The sequence below is a fragment of the Streptomyces sp. NBC_00016 genome (assembly GCF_045040885.1).
GTDB lineage: Bacteria > Actinomycetota > Actinomycetes > Streptomycetales > Streptomycetaceae > Streptomyces > Streptomyces coriariae.
In genome coordinates this window covers 2530155-2544929 of sequence record NZ_CP108304.1, presented here as the reverse complement: position 1 = coordinate 2544929, position 14775 = coordinate 2530155, and the positions used below count along the sequence as shown (strand labels likewise).

The window sequence follows — 14775 nt, the reverse complement described above, 5'->3', positions numbered from 1 at the left end:
TGGGTGCATCGGAGGAGAGGCCGAGAAGGGCGGGGGAACGCGTTTCCGGTCGCGTTTCGGTCGCTGGCTGTAGCAAGGCCTGACGCTATGCCTACGACGATCTCCGGATCGGAGCCGTGAAAGCGCTTGGTAGGCGGCGGTATGCGGTTTCCTCGCTGTTGCGGCGAGCGGCACTGCGTCGGCCTGTTTCGCTGTGAGCCGCCGGGGCGGAACGTCGCGACACGAGGAAATCCGGTTTCCGGTCGCGGAAACAAACGCTGCTGCACCGTACGGATGGCGGTCCTTCCCCGCAGGAGGCGCTGGTGGAAGCGGGACAGAGGAGCGCAGCGGCTCCGTACCGGCGCCCCGGATCCCGGCGGCGTAGCCTGGCGTACATGTACGAGGAGCGGCCCTCCCGACTGGTCGGGGCGGTGGTATGGACGAACACGCCGTCCGCGGCACCCGGCACGCTTCCCGTCCTCCCGGACGGCTGTATGGACCTGCTGTGGCGCGAAGACAGACTGCTGGTCGCCGGACCGGACACCCGCGCTCATGTACCCGACGGCCCGCCCGTGACCTGGGCGGGCATCCGCCTGTTCCCCGGCACCGCGCCCGCGCTGCTCGGCGTACCGGCCCATGAACTACGCGATCGCCGCGTCGAGTTGGCCGACCTGTGGACCGCATCGGAGGTACGTCGCCTTACCGACCGGGTCGCCGCGGCCCCGCACCCGGCGGTGGCATTGGAGGAGCTGGCGCTGGAGAGGGCGGAGCCGCCGGACCGGGCGCTGCGCCGACTGGTCACCGCCCTCGCAGCAGGTCGGGCAGTGGCCGAAGCGGCCGACGAACTAGGCCTTGGAGCACGCCAGTTGCATCGCCGTTCGCTGTCCGCCTTCGGCTACGGCCCCAAGACCCTGGCCCGTATCCTGCGCCTGCAACGGGCTCTGGCGCTGGCCCGGCAGGGTGTGCCGTACGCGGACACGGCGAACCGGGCCGGCTACGCCGACCAGGCCCATCTCTCCCGGGACGTAAGGGAGTTCACAGGCCTCACGATGGGCGCCCTCCTGCGTTGAGCGGGCTGCGCTACTGAGGGAGCGGTGCGAACAGGTCGACGCCGTTGCCGTCGGGGTCGAGCACGACGGCGTAGCGCTGGCCCCAGAAGGCGTCCCAAGGCTTCAGGTCACCTCGGTGGCCGGCGCCCAGCAACTCCTCGTACACCGTGTCGACCTCGCCCGGTGTGTCACAGCGCAGCGCGAGTGAGGTCCGACCACCACCGGACGGCGGCTGCCATCCCGGGTTGAACGAGCGGACGGTGTCCTCGGTGTCCAGCAACAGCCTCAGTCCACCGGGCAGTTCGGCCTCGGTGTGCGGCTCGTGCTCGGCCCCCTCGGGAAAGGCGAAACCGAGCCGACGGTAGAAGGAGACGGACGCGGCCATGTCGGATACGACCAGGCCGATGGCATCGAATCGTGGACTCATACGGCAACGGTAGGCAGCGCTGCCGCGGCTGGTCTTGAAAGAAACGGACACGCCCCCGGAAAACCTTTCCGTACACCCGGACGGCGCCGGTGGTAGATGCCCGACCGCGCGGACGCGGAACCCAGCCCCGTACCGACGACCGGCTGAGCTTTGTTACCGATCACCTTCTCGGCCGCCGGCCACGAGGGCGCGCCGACATTCGCGGCCAGGGGCCGAAGGACCCTGCCGTCGGTCGGCTCCGGGGTCCGCACGAGCAGGAGACGGCCGCCGTCGCGAGGTCCACTGATGCCGACCTCGACCAGGCCGCTCCGTTTCCCTGGACTGACCGAGAGCGGATGGCCGCGCTCGCTCAGGGCAGGAGCTCCTCGGGTCAGCCGAAGGTCACCGGTCCGTTGGGTGTGTCCACCGTGAACGAGAATCCCGCCGGGCCCTCGGTGAGCGCGAGGTCGGTGCCGAGGGTGCTCAGCACGGGGCGGATCTCCTCGGGGTCGGGAGCGGTGGCGGTCAGTTCCAGCAGGTGACTGACGGGCAGGCCTGAGGCGGAGGGATGGGTGGTGCTGCCCCAGTCGATGAGGAACGGCACGAGGCCGGACGGATGTGGGGAGCCGCCATCGGTCAGCCGCCATCGCAGCAGGGTGCCGTCGGGGCGACGCCGGCTCATCTCCCGTATGTCACCGGTGTCGTAGCCCCGCGAGCGGGCGGCCTCGACCGTCGCGTCCAGATCGGGCGGGCTGATGGCCCAGGTGATCGTCCGCGCGGAGGCGAGCGCGTCCACGCCGAAGGGACGCGGGTAGGACGGTGTCGGCTGTTCCGGATCCGGGCCGATGATCTCCAGATAGGCGCGATGACCCAGGCCGACCAGGTAGTTGCGGGTGCCGAGCCCGACATGCACACCGCCCGGCGCCGGAGCCACTCCCGTGCGCCGGGTGAACTCGGCGACCGTCGCCGCCAGATCGGGCGTTGCGAGGACGATGTGGTCGAGGCGTGCGGGAATGGTGTTCATCCTGCCCGAGCCTACGCGCCCGGCCTCCGAAACGGCCGCGCCCATGGAACACCTGTGCGGCCGGCTGGGGTGCGGGTTCCATGCGCTGCTCGGCACCCCCGCCGTACCCGCACGGCTGACGTGCCTGCTGATCCGCGCTCGTCGTCAGTGACGACCGGGGGCGATCGGCGGCGGCCGGCAGCGGTCGGCAGCGGTCGGCGTCGGAAACCGGATGAAAGCGGTGGACTCGCTTGCAGCGGCGCCTCGCGCGGAAGTGTCGGGCACCTCAGAGGGCCTGCTCGAACACGAGCAACCGGTTACACCCCTGCTCAGCACCCAGCCTGAGGTGCGGGTTCTCCGCGACCGGGCGCGCCGACCGGACGGTTCCGACGCATGCACGCGGGTCGCACCGGCCCGAGCGCCGATGTTCGGCTCAGGACCGAGCCCGCCCCACCGACTCCGAAAACAACGCTCACCTCCGAAATTTTCGTCCTGATCATCTCCCTGGGACCCGAACTCCCGTCCGCCTAGGCTCGTCCCCATGACCGCCCGCCTGCTCGTGTACACCCGCACCACCGATTACCGCCACGACTCCATCCCGGACGCCATCGCCGCCGTACGCGGGTCGGGCGAGTTCGCCGTCGACCACACCGAGGAACCGGCGGCCCTGGAGGCCTCGCTGGACGGGTACGCGGCCGTGGTCTTCCTCTCCACCAGCGGCGAGGTGCTGACCCCGGCAGGGCGGGAACGCCTCGCCGGTTACATCGAGGCGGGTGGCGGTTTCGCCGGGGTGCACGCGGCGGCCTGCACCGAGTACGACTGGCCTTACTTCGGCGAACTCCTCGGCGCCCGCTTCGCCCGCCATCCCGAGTACCAGTCGGGCAAGGTGGTGATCGAGGACCACGACCACCCTGCCACCCGCTCGCTGCCGGCCGTCTGGGACTTCACCGACGAGTGGTACGACTTCCGCGCCAACCCGCGCGGGCGGGTACGTGTTCTCGCCGTCGCCGACGAGTCGTCCTACACGGGGGGCGGAATGGGGGCCGACCACCCGCTGGCCTGGTGCCGTGAGCAAGGCCGGGGACGCGTTTTCTACACGGCCCTCGGGCACGCCTCCCAGGCCTACGCCGACCCTCACTTCCGTGCCCATCTGGGCGGCGGCATCGCCTGGGCGGCACGGCTGCGGGACCAGTGACGTTTCTCCGGTGAACCGGTTGCGCCATTGGGGTGAGCAAAGCCTTCACATGGAGGAAGCCGGGCGTCGACATAGAGATCCTTTTGTCTTCGTAAAGGGCCGTTGTGTCGCAACGGCTTTCTTGCACCTGGTGTGTTGACCCCTCGACTCCATTGGAGGAGCCGGACGGTGACTTACGGGAACAAGTTGCGGGAGCGGATCGCCGACCCGGGCACGACCCCGCTGATCGGCGTGTACGACATGTACTCGGCGTCGATCGCGGCGGAGCACTACGACGGGATGTTCGTCTCGGGCTTCGGCTTCGCGGCCTCTCACTACGGACTGCCGGACATCGGTTTCATCGCCTGGCCGGACATGGTGGCGTTCGTCCAGCGGTTGCGGGGCGCGTTCCCACAGCAGCACCTGCTGGTGGACATCGACGACGGGTACGTCGATCCGGAGGTCGCCTGTCATGTGGTGGAGGGCCTCGAGCGCATCGGGGCCTCGGGCGTGATCCTGGAGGACCAGAAGCGGCCGCGCCGGTGCGGTCACGCCGACGGCAAGCAGGTACTGCCGCTGAACGAGTACCTGGCGAAACTGGAGATGGTGCTGGCCACCCGGCGCGACCTGGTCGTGGTGGCCCGTACGGACGCGACCGACGAGCACGACATCCTGCGGCGGGCCGCCACGCTGGCCGCCACCGACGCGGACGTGATCCTGGTCGACGGGGTCCGCACCGTGGAGTGGATCCGCCGGATCCGTGACGTGGTGGGCAACAAGCCGCTGCTGTTCAACCAGATCGCCGGCGGAAAGTCCCCCAGGCTCTCGCTGAGCGAACTGGCTGACCTGGGCGTGAACATCGCGATCTACAGCACGCCGTGTCTGTTCGCCGCGCACGCGGCGATGGACTCAGCGCTCACCGACCTCAAGCGCGCCGACGGCAGGCTTCCCGAGGTGGACGCGGCGAGCGGCATCGGCGTACGGGCCTCGACCGAGCTGTTGGAGCGGAACATCGCGCGCCTGCGTACCGCGCCCGAGAGCGTGAACGCGTGAGCCTGGTCGCGCCCCGGCTCAGCACGGCGACGGTCCTGGCGGCTGCCCTGCTGGGCGCCGCCATGGCGCCGGCGGTCGCCGAAGGCAGCCTGATCACCGTGATCGACAATTCGCACGCCGACTCGATCCTCGAGGTCGACCGGACCGCCAACGTCCAGCAGGGGAGCAGCGGCACCGCGGGCAGCGACCACGACGGAAGCGCTGTCGACATGATGGAGGCCCTGGTCGGCGCGCCGGACCGGGGTGAGGACTGAGGCGAGGAGATCACCGGCCGGGAGTCACCGTGATGGTGGCTCCCGGCCTTCCGCTGTCTGTTACGACGACTTTCTCGGCAACCCGGGCGAGCGCCCCGCTGCCGGGCGAGGCACCCCACGGTGAAGAAACGCATCGCAGCGACGGCCACGGCGACGGCCGGGCCCCGGTCGCGGCCGTGACGCTCGTGCCGTGCCGACGCCACGCGAACGGCCCGGCCCGGGCGACCGGGTTGCCGAACGGCGCGTCAGTCCTCGCCGACGTCCGGGCGTCCGGCCTCGTCCAGCTCGACGTCTTCGGGCTCGTCGCCCGTCTCGTCACCGGGATCGCTGACGGTGGCGTGAGCGGTGGCGTCCCGAGGGACGGCACCGGGAGTCGCGGCCTGGGCGGTCCCCATGACGGTGATGAGGGCGGCGGACACAACGACGAACAGGACTGTGGCGCGCGTGCTGAGTTTCATGCCCGGAAAACGATCAGTAACGCCGGGAGGTCACCGTTTCACGTCGTTGCCCGTCGGCGCGGTGGAGCCGTGCTCGCCCGCTCCACGAGCCGTGTCGACAACTCCGTCCGCGTCCCCTCCGGGTGCTCGCCGTCCATCATCCGCAGCAACAACCGCAGCCCCGTTGCCGCCATCTCCGCCAGTGGCTGGCGCACGGTGGTGAGAGCGGGGGTAGCCCATCGGGACTCCGGCAAGTCGTCGAAACCGACCACGCTGACGTCGTACGGGACCCTCAACCCCCTCTCCATCAAGGCCAGATAGGCGCCGAGGGCCATGTGGTCGGAGCAGACGAAGACCGCCGTCGGCGGTTCGGGCAGATCGAGCAGCTCATGCATACGCCGGTGCGCGACGGACTCGTCGAACCCGCCGTTGCGCAGGTACTCGGGGCGGCAGGTGATCCCTGCCGAAGCCAGGGCCGAGCGGTAACCGGCTACCCGGGCGCTGCTGCACATCTTGCGGCGCGGACCGGCGATCACGGCGATGCGTTCGTGGCCGAGCGCCAGCAGGTGCTCGGTCGCCGTCACCCCGCCCTGCCAGTTCGCCGCGCCCACCGACACCACCCCGGGCGGCGGCTCGACCACCGGGTCGATCAGCACGAAGGGGGTGCGGTGCTGCTCCAGCCAGGCGTACTGAGAGCCCGTCAACTCCGTCAGGTTGAAGAGCACTCCGGCCGATCCGCGCACCGTCAGCTTGTCCAGCCAGCCGCGCTGCGGACGGCCGACGCGGGTACGGGACAGGGCTGCGGAGACGACCACGTCCAGACCCGCGTCATGCGCCGCCTCCTCCACGCCGTGCAGCACCGCGCCCGACCAGGAGCTGTCCAGCGAGTGCACCACGAGATCGATCAGCCGCGGTGGTTTGGTCGCGTCGAAGCGTGGTCTGCGTACATAGCCCAGCCGGTCCAGCGCTTCCGTCACCCGGCGTCTGGTCTCGGGGGCGACATCCTCCCTGCCGTTGACCACCTTGGAGGCGGTCGGTACCGACACCCCCGCCTCGCGGGCCACGACCGCCAGGGTCGGCCCAGCCGTCACGCTCGCACTTGCCGTGCGCACCATCGGGAACCACCTCTCCGGCCCGCCCGAAGGCCAGCGAAAGTTCGACCAGCGCCCTTTCGGAGCCGATTCGGAAACAGACAGCTCGCAGAAAGCGCTTGCTATCCTAGGTGTGCCTCGGCGTGACGTGAAGACTCCGGAAAACGCGGGATCTTGAGCGCCGGAACTTTCGAAACTCCGGACGCTCGGTACGGGGCGAAGGGACAGCCGCCCTGAAGGGGAGACGGGCGGCCTGAAGCGGAGACGGGCGCCGGACGGGGGCGGGTACACCGAGTCGGCACATGCCGGCAGGGCGGCCGGCGGAACTCCCGGACGGAACGCTGTCGTCATGCCGGTATGCAGGCCAGCCGGAAGTCCTGGAAGTCGGCGGTGAAGGACGCATCGACCAGGTCCCGGGCGTGGATCCCGGCCAGGGTGCCGGTGAAGCGCAGCCGGTCGCCGTGATCGTCCGACAGCCGGCCGGCGTCCAGTGACGGACCGACCGGAGTGCGTACCCCGCCGCGCGAGTACCAGAACTGCGCCTCCGCCCCCGCGACCGTCACGCCCAGTGTGAGCGGCACACTCGCGTCGACGTCCACGACCGCCGCCTGTCGCGCACCCCTCTCGTCGCGCTCCACCAAACTGAGCACCGTCCGTCCCGCACCGCGCCACTGTTGGCCGCGCTGCGGCTCGGCCGCAGGCTCAGCCCACGTCAGATCGAGGGAGAGGTATGCCTGCGCGTCATAGCGGAGGATGAGCCCCGCGGCCTGAGTGAAGGTCGACGGCCTGGCCTGCAGGGTGACTTGGGCGGTGCAGCGGTGCTCGGTGAGGCGCTGCGCGAGCAGGCTCTGCGCCCAGCGCGACTCCGGACCGTGCCGTCCGCGCAGCCGGATCCAGCCGGGCCGGGAGACGAGATCCGCCCAGGAGGGATCCGGTGCTTCGCGCAGCGTGCTCCATGGCCAGCCCAACACATCCTGTGTAGCGCCTTGTTGGGTGATTTCGTGCCTACTCGCGGGACCCTCCACATCGACGTCTGGATGCCAACCACCCTGCCGCAGTCGTGGTTTGCCTTCCGCGTCCCAGGTCACCGCCTGGATCGCCGTCTCCCTGCCGAGAGTGCAGCGGTGGCCGTTTCCCGTGTCGACGGGGCGGGCCGTGAGGTGGCTCAGAAACCACTCGCCGTCCGGCGTTTCCACCAGCTCGGCGTGCCCCGCCTTCTGCAGTGGCAGCTGCGGGTCGTCGCGTGACGTGAGCAACGGGCGGTCGTCGAGTGCGTAGGGCCCGGTGAGAGTGCGGCTGCGGGCTGTACGGACACCGTGCTCGAAACCGGTTCCTCCCTCGGCGAGGACCAAGTGGTACCACCCGTCGTGGGCGAGCAACTTCGGTCCCTCGATGAGCCGTTCGTGCTGAAGGAGGAGATGGGTGACGCCGAGCGGGGTGAGCGTGCGGCGGTCCAGTTCCGTCAGGACGATTCCCGCGAAGCGCGCTGCGCCGGGGCGGTGGTCGTTCTGGAGGTTGAGCAGCCACAGACGGCCCTCCTCGTGGAAGAGGGCGGGGTCGAAGCCGTGACTCGCGACGCGGCGTGGCGGCGCCCAGGGGCCGGCCACGTCAGTGGCCGTGGTGACGTAGGTGTCCTGGTCGAAGTACGGCGTGCCGACGGACCGTACGACGGTGTAGACCACCCAGAAACGGTTGCCGTCCCAGCTCAGCGACGGCGCCCAGATGCCGCCCGAGTCGGGCACACCGGCCAACGTCCCGCCCGGAGCGGCACCTCGGACATGGCCCGCGTGCTCCCAGTGCGCCAAGTCACGTGATCGGTGGATCGGGATCGTCGGGAACCATTCGAAGGAACTGGTCGCCACGTAGTACCAGTCCCCGACCCGGATCAGGGAAGGATCGGGCGCGAAACCGCGGATCACAGGGTTGTGCAGGACGGTCACTTCAGCGCCCCCAGGGTGACCCCGGTCCGCCAGTAGCGGCGCATCGCGACCATCATGATCGCCATCGGCACGATGGACAGCAGTGCGCCGGTCAGCACCAGGCTCGTGAGGTCGACACCGGATTCCAGCCGCTTGCCGCTCCAGTTGTAGAGACCGATGTTGAGCGTCCAGTTCTCCTCGCCGCGCAGCACGGTCAGCGGCAGGAAGAAGGCGTTCCAGGTGTTGACGAAGGCCAGCAGAAACACGGTCGCACCGCCCGTGGTCATCATGCGGAGCACGATGCTGACGAAGATGCGGAGTTCGCCCGCGCCGTCGAGGCGGGCAGCCTCGAGGAGTTCGAAGGGGATCGTCGCCTCGGTGTACACCTTGGCGAGGTACACGCTGAACGGATTGATCAGGCAGGGGATCAGCATCGCCCAGGGAGTGTCGACCAGGCCGATCTCCGAGAACAGCAGATACAGCGGCAGCGTGAGCAGGGCGATCGGGATCAGGAACGAGCCCACCACACAGGCGAAGACCATGGCGCGACCCGGAAAATCGAAGCGGGCCAGGCCGTAACCGGTTGCCAGCGCGATCAGGGTGCCGCCGAACGAGCCGACGCCTGCGTACAGCAGGGAGTTGGCAGTCCAACGGAGGAAGATGCCGTCCTCGTAGGTGAACAGCTGATGCAGGTTGTTCCACAGATGCATGCCGGAGAACCACAGGCCGTTGCTCTGATACAGCCCGGTGCGGTCCTTGGTGGCGGCGACGATCAGCCACCACACCGGGAACAGACTGTAGGCGCTTGCCAGGGCCAGTCCCAGGAGGAGGAACCGCTGGCCGCCCTGTGAACGGGCGGCGGGGTCGGGGTCCGTACGGCGGCGCACCGCAGGCGCCGGGTTCCTCCGCGCGCGGTCTTCGGTGAGCGTCATCGGTCGGCCTCCCTCGAAGTCAGCCGGTAGAAGAGGAAGGAGGCGATGCCCAGGATCAGCGCGAGCAGTACCGACAGAGCCGCGGCGTAGTGGTAGTTGCCGGCGTTGAACGCCTGGTTGTAGATGATCATGATCGGGGTGAAACTGTCGTTCACGGTCTGCGGAGTGACATTTCGAAACAGCGCGGGCTCGTTGAAGATCTGCAGCATCTGGATGACGGAGAGGAGCCCCGTCAGCACCAACGCTCCACGCACGTAGGGCACTTTGATATTGCGGGCGATCCGCACCTCCGAGGCGCCGTCCAATCTGGCGGCCTCGAACAGCTCGCGCGGCACGGCCTGAAGCGCCGAGTAGATGATCACCATGTTGTAGCCGATGCCATGCCAGGTGAGCAGGTTGCCGATGGACGGCCAGACCACGGACGGCGAGAAGAAGTTCCAGTCGGCGCCGAACAGCTTGCCCAACGGGGTGAGCGGACCGACGTCCGGGCTGTAGAGGTTGATCCACACGAGGGCGGCGACCACCCCGGGGATCATGTACGGGACCAGCAACAGGATCCGGAACCGGCTTGCCGCCCGCGAGCTGAGCGCGTCCAGGAACAGCGCCAGCACCAGGCTGACGAACAGCATCACCGGTATCTGCACACAGGCGAACAGCACCACACGCAGGACGGAGCTGACGAACGCCGAATCGGTGAGGCCCTGCTGGTAGTTGTCCAGGCCGGAGAACCTCTCCGACGCGCCTCCGAGACCGAGTCCGGACTGCTGGGTGCGGAACAGCGACTGGTAGACGGCGTAGCCGATCGGCACCAGATACAGGAAGACGAAGCCGAGTTGGAAGGGCACCGTGAACGCGGCGCCCTTCCAGCGCAGGGAGTGAATCATCGGCTGCGCCTCAGCCCTCGACGCTGATACCGCGGGACTTCAGGTCGTCGACCGTCCATTCCTGCATATGTGCCAGCAGGTCGGTGACCTTCTGGTCCTTGTTGACGACCTTGGCCCAGCCGGCCTGCATCTCGGTGAACATCGCCGTCCAGTCCGGGCCGAAGGTCCAGTCGGTCGTCACCGTGTTCAGGCTGTCTTTCACGATCTGCTGGGCGGGTTCGTAGTTCGTGCCGAGCAGCTTGTCGGAGATCGCCTCGCCGACATAGACGTCGCTGTCGGCCAGCGCCGGCATCACACCGTTGCCCGTGGTCGGGCTCGCCATGGTCTTGACCGCACCGGTGTCGGTGGACATCCACAGCGCCGCCTCGGCTGCTTGTTGCGGGCTCTTGCACTGCTTGGTCACCAGAGTCAGACCGCCGCTCTGGTTGGTGCCCGCGGGAGTCCTGGCCACCCCGTCGGCGAACGTGGGCCAGGGAGAGAGCGCCCACTTGCCGAAGGACTTGGTGAAGTTCTGCACCATGCCGGCCATCTGCCAGGTGGAGATCTGGCGGGTCGCGGTGCCGCCGTTGTCGTAGTTGCGCTGGACGGCGGCGTAGTCGGCGAAGGAAAGAGTGGAGTTGAGGTCGTTGTCGACGATCTCCTGGATCACCTTCGCTGCCTTGAGGGTGCCCTCGTCCTGGAAATTCACTTTCCAGGAGTTTCCGTCGATCGTGTACCAGTGGGCGCCGGCCTGCATGGCGAGCACCTCGAGGGTGCTGGGGTCCTCGCCGGCGTAGTTGGTGATCTTGACGCCGTGCTCCTTCAGCGTCTTGCCGGCGGCTATGAAGTCGTCCCAGGTGGCGGGTGCCTTCAGGCCGTACTTGGCGAAGACGTCCGTGCGGTAGATGGTGAAGGCGGGCGCCGAACTGGTCGGCACTCCGTAGACCTTGCCCTGCACCTGCCCGGCCGCCCAGGAACCGGCGTTGAACTTGTCCTTGCTCGGCTCGACGTACTTCGTGATGTCGGCGAGCGCACCTTGCGACACCCAACTGGTCACGTATTCGGCAGTGTTCTGCACCAGGCAGGGCGCGTTGCCCGCCTTGACCGCGTTGGTCAGCTGCTTCTGCATGGTCAACTGGTCGGTGACCTTGGTGTACTTCAGCTGGATGTCCTTGTGGGATGCGTTGAACGCGTTGACGACCGCCTCCTGCCCGTTGGCCCAGCCCCAGAAGGGAAGGGTGACCGGGCCGGACGCCGAGGAGTTCCCGTCGCCCGACCCGCCGCAGGCGGAGAGCAGACCTGTCAGCGCGATACCCGCCACGGTGGCGCGGGCGAACCTTCTCCGGGGGCTGGTGGAGTTCATCTGACCGTGATCCTTCGAAAAGTAGGCGTCTCGGAACGAGAGAACAGCGGCTCGGTACTGGGCCGGGAACGGCGGCTGGAAGGCCGGACGACGTCGGCGTAGCGGAAGTTGTAGAAACCGGTTGCTGTGACGGTAGGCCGATGGCTTCGGCCGTATCAAGGGGCGTGCAGGAAAATATTGCGCCGGTACGGCGCGGTAGAGCGTCGTACCGTACGGCGGGGAGAGCCCGTAATGACCTGCAGAGAAGCAGCTCAGGGGCGGTTTCCTGCGGTGTGCCGAGGTCTGGGGCGGAGCTCCCGAAGAGCCCCGCACACCAGCGAAGATGCGAGGTAAACGTTTACGAAAACTGATCGAAGAGCGGGGTCAACTGAGCCGAATCGCCCTTGGCTTTGCGCACCACGTCTCCGTCGATGCTGCGGCTCAGCGTTGCTGCTTCGGCGGCCGCACCGAGTCCCGTACAACGACATGGGTGCCCAGGACCAGGTGCTCGGCGTCTCCGCTCTTGCGTCGGGCGCCGCCCCCGGGGCCCTGCCGGCGGTCGGCCACCGCGCGCAGGGCGACCCGGCCCATTTCCTCGTATGGGACGTGGACCGTGGTCAGTTGGGGGGTGAGCTGGGACGCCAGGGGGATGTCGTCGTATCCCGTGATCGACACGTCGTCCGGCACCCGCAGACCTGCCCCGCGCAGCGCCTGCATGGCTCCCGCGGCGACGATGTCGGTGCCGGCGAGCACGGCGGTGAAGTCCGGCGTGTCGTGCAGGGCCGCCTGCACCGCGGCGTACCCGTGCTCGTCGTCGTACGGACCGTGCCGCACCAGTCCTTGGTCGAACGGCACCCCGTATGCCTCGAACGCCCGGCGGGCGCCCTTCAACCTGCCCTGGGCGGTGGTGAGTTCAGCAGGCCCGGGCAGGACCAGGACCCGCCGGTGACCGGCCGAGAGCAGATGGCTGGCCATGGCGTAGGCGCCGGACTCGTTGTCGTAGTCGATCGTCGTGGCCGGGACGTCCCCCTCCAGCGGTGGTCTGCCGACCAGGACCAGATGCGAGCCGGCCGCGTCCAGAGAACGGGCGAACCGGGCCATTCGCAGCTGGTACTCGTCGTAGTCGTAGGCGCCGCCGAGCAGGACCACGGCGTCGGCGCCCTGCTGGCGCATCAGGTTGACGAGGGCGAGTTCGCGTTCGGGGTCGTCGCCCGTGGTACCGACGATCGACAGCCAGCCGCGCAGGGTGGCCGCACCCTCGACGCCCTTCGCCACATGGGCGAACGCGGCGCCGGTGATGTTGTTGATCAGTATCGCCACCGTCGGAGTACCACCACCGGCCAGGGAGCGGGCGTGCGCGTTGGTGACGTAGTCCAGGTCGCGGACCACCTTCATCACGCGGCGCCGCAGCTCCTCGGAGACCGGGTAGTTGCCTGACAACACGCGGGAAACGCTTGCCACGGACACACCCGCGCGTTCCGCCACATCCCGTATGGTCGCCCGCCCGGCGTCACCCGTCGTCCTGCGCTGACTCACGTTGCGGCTCCTTCACTGTTCGTGGGCGCCGACGAGGGCGCCATGGAGGCCACGGTCGCGGCCCTCGCCGTTGCCTGATCAGCACGGCAGGGGCCCGTCCCCCCGTCGGTGCCGGAACCGTATCCCAAGGGTCCGCCAGGTGGACCGGCCTGTGGATAACCCCGGCCATCGCCGTGGCCACAGGCGTCGGCAACGGGGCGGACCTGCGCATCACGCCACCCGGGCCAGGTCGGCGTGGCGTACTTCGTGGGCGAGAGGCAGTCCGTCGGCCAGCCGTTCCAGCTCCTCGACGACGATGCGGCCGAGCCTTTCCAGCTCGTTTCCGAGGGAGCCGGCGATGTGCGGGGTGAGAAACACGTTGGGCAACCGGTAGAGAGGAGAGCCCGCGGGCAGCGGTTCGGGTTCGGTGACGTCCAGGACCGCGTGCAGTCGACCGGAGACCAACTCGTCGGTGAGAGCGGAGTGGTCGACGAGGGCGCCTCGAGAGGTGTTGATCAGGACGCCGCCGTCACGGATCAGGGCGAGACGGGCGCGGTCGAGCATGTGGCGGGTCTCGGGGATGTCGGGCGCATGCAGGCTGACGATGTCGCTGAGCCGCAGGAGATCTTCGAGAGAGAGCAGCTGTGCGCCGAGTTCGACGGCCTCCGCCGCGTCCACGTACGGGTCGTGCAGGAGGACCTCGAAGTCGTAAGGGCGCAGCAGTTCCAGGAGGCGGCGCCCCACACGCGAGGCGCCGATGACCCCGATCCGGCGGCCGAGGTTGCCGGTGGTCGCGGTCTCGGCGGGGGTCGGCTGGGCGTGAGTGCGCCGGAAGCGCTCACGGTGGACGAAGGCGTCCTTTCCGGCGAGCAGGATCATCGCGAGTGTGTACTCGGCGACCGGGACGGCGTTGCCGGTCACCGCGCTGGAGACGGTCACCCCCCGGCTCCACAGGGCCTCTCCGACCAGGGAGCGCACCGAACCCGCAGCGTGCAGGACCGTACGGAGCCGAGGGGTCGTATCGAGGATGTCCGGATCGAGGCGGGGACAACCCCAGCCAGTGATCAGGATCTCGGTGCCGGCCAGCGCCGACGCCGCGGCGGGATCGGTGAAATCCCTTACGACGAGCGCCGGGTCGATCTCGGCCGACTGCCGTAGCCGGGTCACGAGCGGCGGGGGAAACAGCAGGGGAAGGTGCACCGGATCCATGGCGAACACGGCCCTGGGCAGCTGGGCGCTGGGCATGACTCTCCTGAGGTGCGCGGGAAACGTTTTCTGAAAGCGTCTTCTACCGTAGATCTGGCCAGAGACGTGGTCAATCAGTCGGACGATCACCGGGGCGGAAGCACTTCGCTCGGTTGGCGAGCAAATGGCCATCTCAGAGCGGTTGTTGAGGTGGAGATGAGGACGGGCCTCGTCGGACGTGAGGGCAGGTGAAACCTGTTTCCGACTGGTGAGTGCACGGGGCGCGAGGGGTGTGAGTGCCGCATGGGTTTACGGGTGGAAGACGGTGGGTTCACAACCGGTTGTCGCGGTCTCGTCGAAAGCTGCGCACGGGGGCCGATCGCGGCGGCGGCACGCGCCGGTCGGCTTTTGCCAGGGCTTTCATCGGGACGATCTCGACGATCTGTGCAGGTCAAGGAGTTGTGATACGCGGCCGACGTGGCAACGGTTCGCCCGCAGGATCGTAGGCGGGCCGCGCACAGAGTTTTCGAAAGTCTGCGGGGCCCCTTGACGGGCCACCGAGAGCGGAAGAAG

At 68.6% G+C, this 14775-nt stretch carries 14 protein-coding genes; 4 read left to right on the top strand and 10 right to left on the bottom strand.

The genetic code is table 11. The features are described from left to right. The first annotated feature begins 374 nt into the window (after positions 1-374). Positions 375-1049, top strand: coding sequence for a helix-turn-helix domain-containing protein (locus tag OG933_RS11170; protein ID WP_405626806.1), 675 nt, complete (start codon positions 375-377; stop codon positions 1047-1049). Between the two features lie 10 nt (positions 1050-1059). Here the strand turns inward: OG933_RS11170 and OG933_RS11165 are convergent, their stop codons facing one another. Together OG933_RS11165 and OG933_RS11160 are read right to left on the bottom strand one after the other, a co-directional pair. Beyond that, entirely contained in the window at positions 1060-1455 is a 396-nt protein-coding gene (locus OG933_RS11165; RefSeq protein WP_362525052.1) for a VOC family protein, read from the bottom strand. 370 nt (positions 1456-1825) lie between these two features. Next, on the bottom strand, positions 1826-2458 hold the full coding sequence (locus tag OG933_RS11160) for a VOC family protein (protein WP_405626805.1): 633 nt from the start codon (positions 2456-2458) through the stop codon (positions 1826-1828). Between the two features lie 520 nt (positions 2459-2978). On the opposite strand from OG933_RS11160, the gene OG933_RS11155 reads away from it, so the two are divergent. The 3 genes from OG933_RS11155 to OG933_RS11145 all read left to right on the top strand — a co-directional run bounded on the left by OG933_RS11155 (position 2979) and on the right by OG933_RS11145 (position 4918). Continuing rightward, positions 2979-3632, top strand: a complete 654-nt coding sequence (locus OG933_RS11155) for a ThuA domain-containing protein (RefSeq protein WP_405626803.1) — start codon at positions 2979-2981, stop codon at positions 3630-3632. A gap of 168 nt (positions 3633-3800) precedes the next feature. Continuing rightward, the gene (locus OG933_RS11150; protein WP_405626802.1) at positions 3801-4664 is read left to right on the top strand and encodes an oxaloacetate decarboxylase; all 864 of its coding nucleotides are present in this window, start codon (positions 3801-3803) and stop codon (positions 4662-4664) included. Then, positions 4661-4918 (top strand): hypothetical protein, encoded by a 258-nt coding sequence (locus tag OG933_RS11145; RefSeq protein ID WP_405626800.1) that lies wholly within the window; start codon positions 4661-4663, stop codon positions 4916-4918. The genes OG933_RS11150 and OG933_RS11145 overlap by 4 nt, the downstream gene beginning before the upstream one ends. Positions 4919-5163: 245 nt before the next feature. On the opposite strand, the gene OG933_RS11140 is transcribed toward OG933_RS11145, so the two are convergent. The 8 genes from OG933_RS11140 to OG933_RS11105 form a co-directional block, all read right to left on the bottom strand. Beyond that, entirely contained in the window at positions 5164-5376 is a 213-nt protein-coding gene (locus OG933_RS11140) for a hypothetical protein (RefSeq protein ID WP_362525043.1), read from the bottom strand. Positions 5377-5414: 38 nt separating this feature from the next. Next, complete coding sequence (locus OG933_RS11135) at positions 5415-6470, bottom strand: substrate-binding domain-containing protein (protein ID WP_362525040.1); 1056 nt, start codon at positions 6468-6470, stop codon at positions 5415-5417. 323 nt (positions 6471-6793) lie between these two features. After that, positions 6794-8386, bottom strand: a complete 1593-nt coding sequence (locus tag OG933_RS11130; protein ID WP_405626798.1) for a family 43 glycosylhydrolase — start codon at positions 8384-8386, stop codon at positions 6794-6796. After that, on the bottom strand, positions 8383-9297 hold the full coding sequence (locus OG933_RS11125; protein ID WP_362525035.1) for a carbohydrate ABC transporter permease: 915 nt from the start codon (positions 9295-9297) through the stop codon (positions 8383-8385). Before OG933_RS11125 ends, OG933_RS11130 begins: the two co-directional genes overlap by 4 nt. Next, positions 9294-10181, bottom strand: coding sequence for a sugar ABC transporter permease (locus OG933_RS11120; RefSeq protein WP_362525033.1), 888 nt, complete (start codon positions 10179-10181; stop codon positions 9294-9296). The genes OG933_RS11125 and OG933_RS11120 overlap by 4 nt, the downstream gene beginning before the upstream one ends. Before the next feature lie 10 nt (positions 10182-10191). Continuing rightward, positions 10192-11523: an extracellular solute-binding protein gene (locus tag OG933_RS11115; RefSeq protein ID WP_362525030.1), complete on the bottom strand. Its 1332-nt coding sequence runs from the start codon at positions 11521-11523 to the stop codon at positions 10192-10194. Between the two features lie 420 nt (positions 11524-11943). Further along, entirely contained in the window at positions 11944-13038 is a 1095-nt protein-coding gene (locus tag OG933_RS11110) for a LacI family DNA-binding transcriptional regulator (RefSeq protein WP_362525027.1), read from the bottom strand. 210 nt (positions 13039-13248) lie between these two features. After that, complete coding sequence (locus OG933_RS11105; RefSeq protein ID WP_405626795.1) at positions 13249-14262, bottom strand: hydroxyacid dehydrogenase; 1014 nt, start codon at positions 14260-14262, stop codon at positions 13249-13251. Positions 14263-14775 lie beyond the last annotated feature (513 nt).

Bases quoted from the DNA above. Each gene is read 5' to 3' on its own strand.
- OG933_RS11155 (WP_405626803.1), top strand. From the start codon at position 2,979: ATGACCGCCCGCCTGCTCGTGTACACCCGCACCACCGATTACCGCCAC.
- OG933_RS11135 (WP_362525040.1), bottom strand. From the start codon at position 6,470: ATGGTGCGCACGGCAAGTGCGAGCGTGACGGCTGGGCCGACCCTGGCG.
- OG933_RS11140 (WP_362525043.1), bottom strand. From the start codon at position 5,376: ATGAAACTCAGCACGCGCGCCACAGTCCTGTTCGTCGTTGTGTCCGCC.
- OG933_RS11115 (WP_362525030.1), bottom strand. From the start codon at position 11,523: ATGAACTCCACCAGCCCCCGGAGAAGGTTCGCCCGCGCCACCGTGGCG.
- OG933_RS11160 (WP_405626805.1), bottom strand. From the start codon at position 2,458: ATGAACACCATTCCCGCACGCCTCGACCACATCGTCCTCGCAACGCCC.
- OG933_RS11120 (WP_362525033.1), bottom strand. From the start codon at position 10,181: ATGATTCACTCCCTGCGCTGGAAGGGCGCCGCGTTCACGGTGCCCTTC.
- OG933_RS11105 (WP_405626795.1), bottom strand. From the start codon at position 14,262: ATGCCCAGCGCCCAGCTGCCCAGGGCCGTGTTCGCCATGGATCCGGTG.
- OG933_RS11125 (WP_362525035.1), bottom strand. From the start codon at position 9,297: ATGACGCTCACCGAAGACCGCGCGCGGAGGAACCCGGCGCCTGCGGTG.
- OG933_RS11165 (WP_362525052.1), bottom strand. From the start codon at position 1,455: ATGAGTCCACGATTCGATGCCATCGGCCTGGTCGTATCCGACATGGCC.
- OG933_RS11170 (WP_405626806.1), top strand. From the start codon at position 375: ATGTACGAGGAGCGGCCCTCCCGACTGGTCGGGGCGGTGGTATGGACG.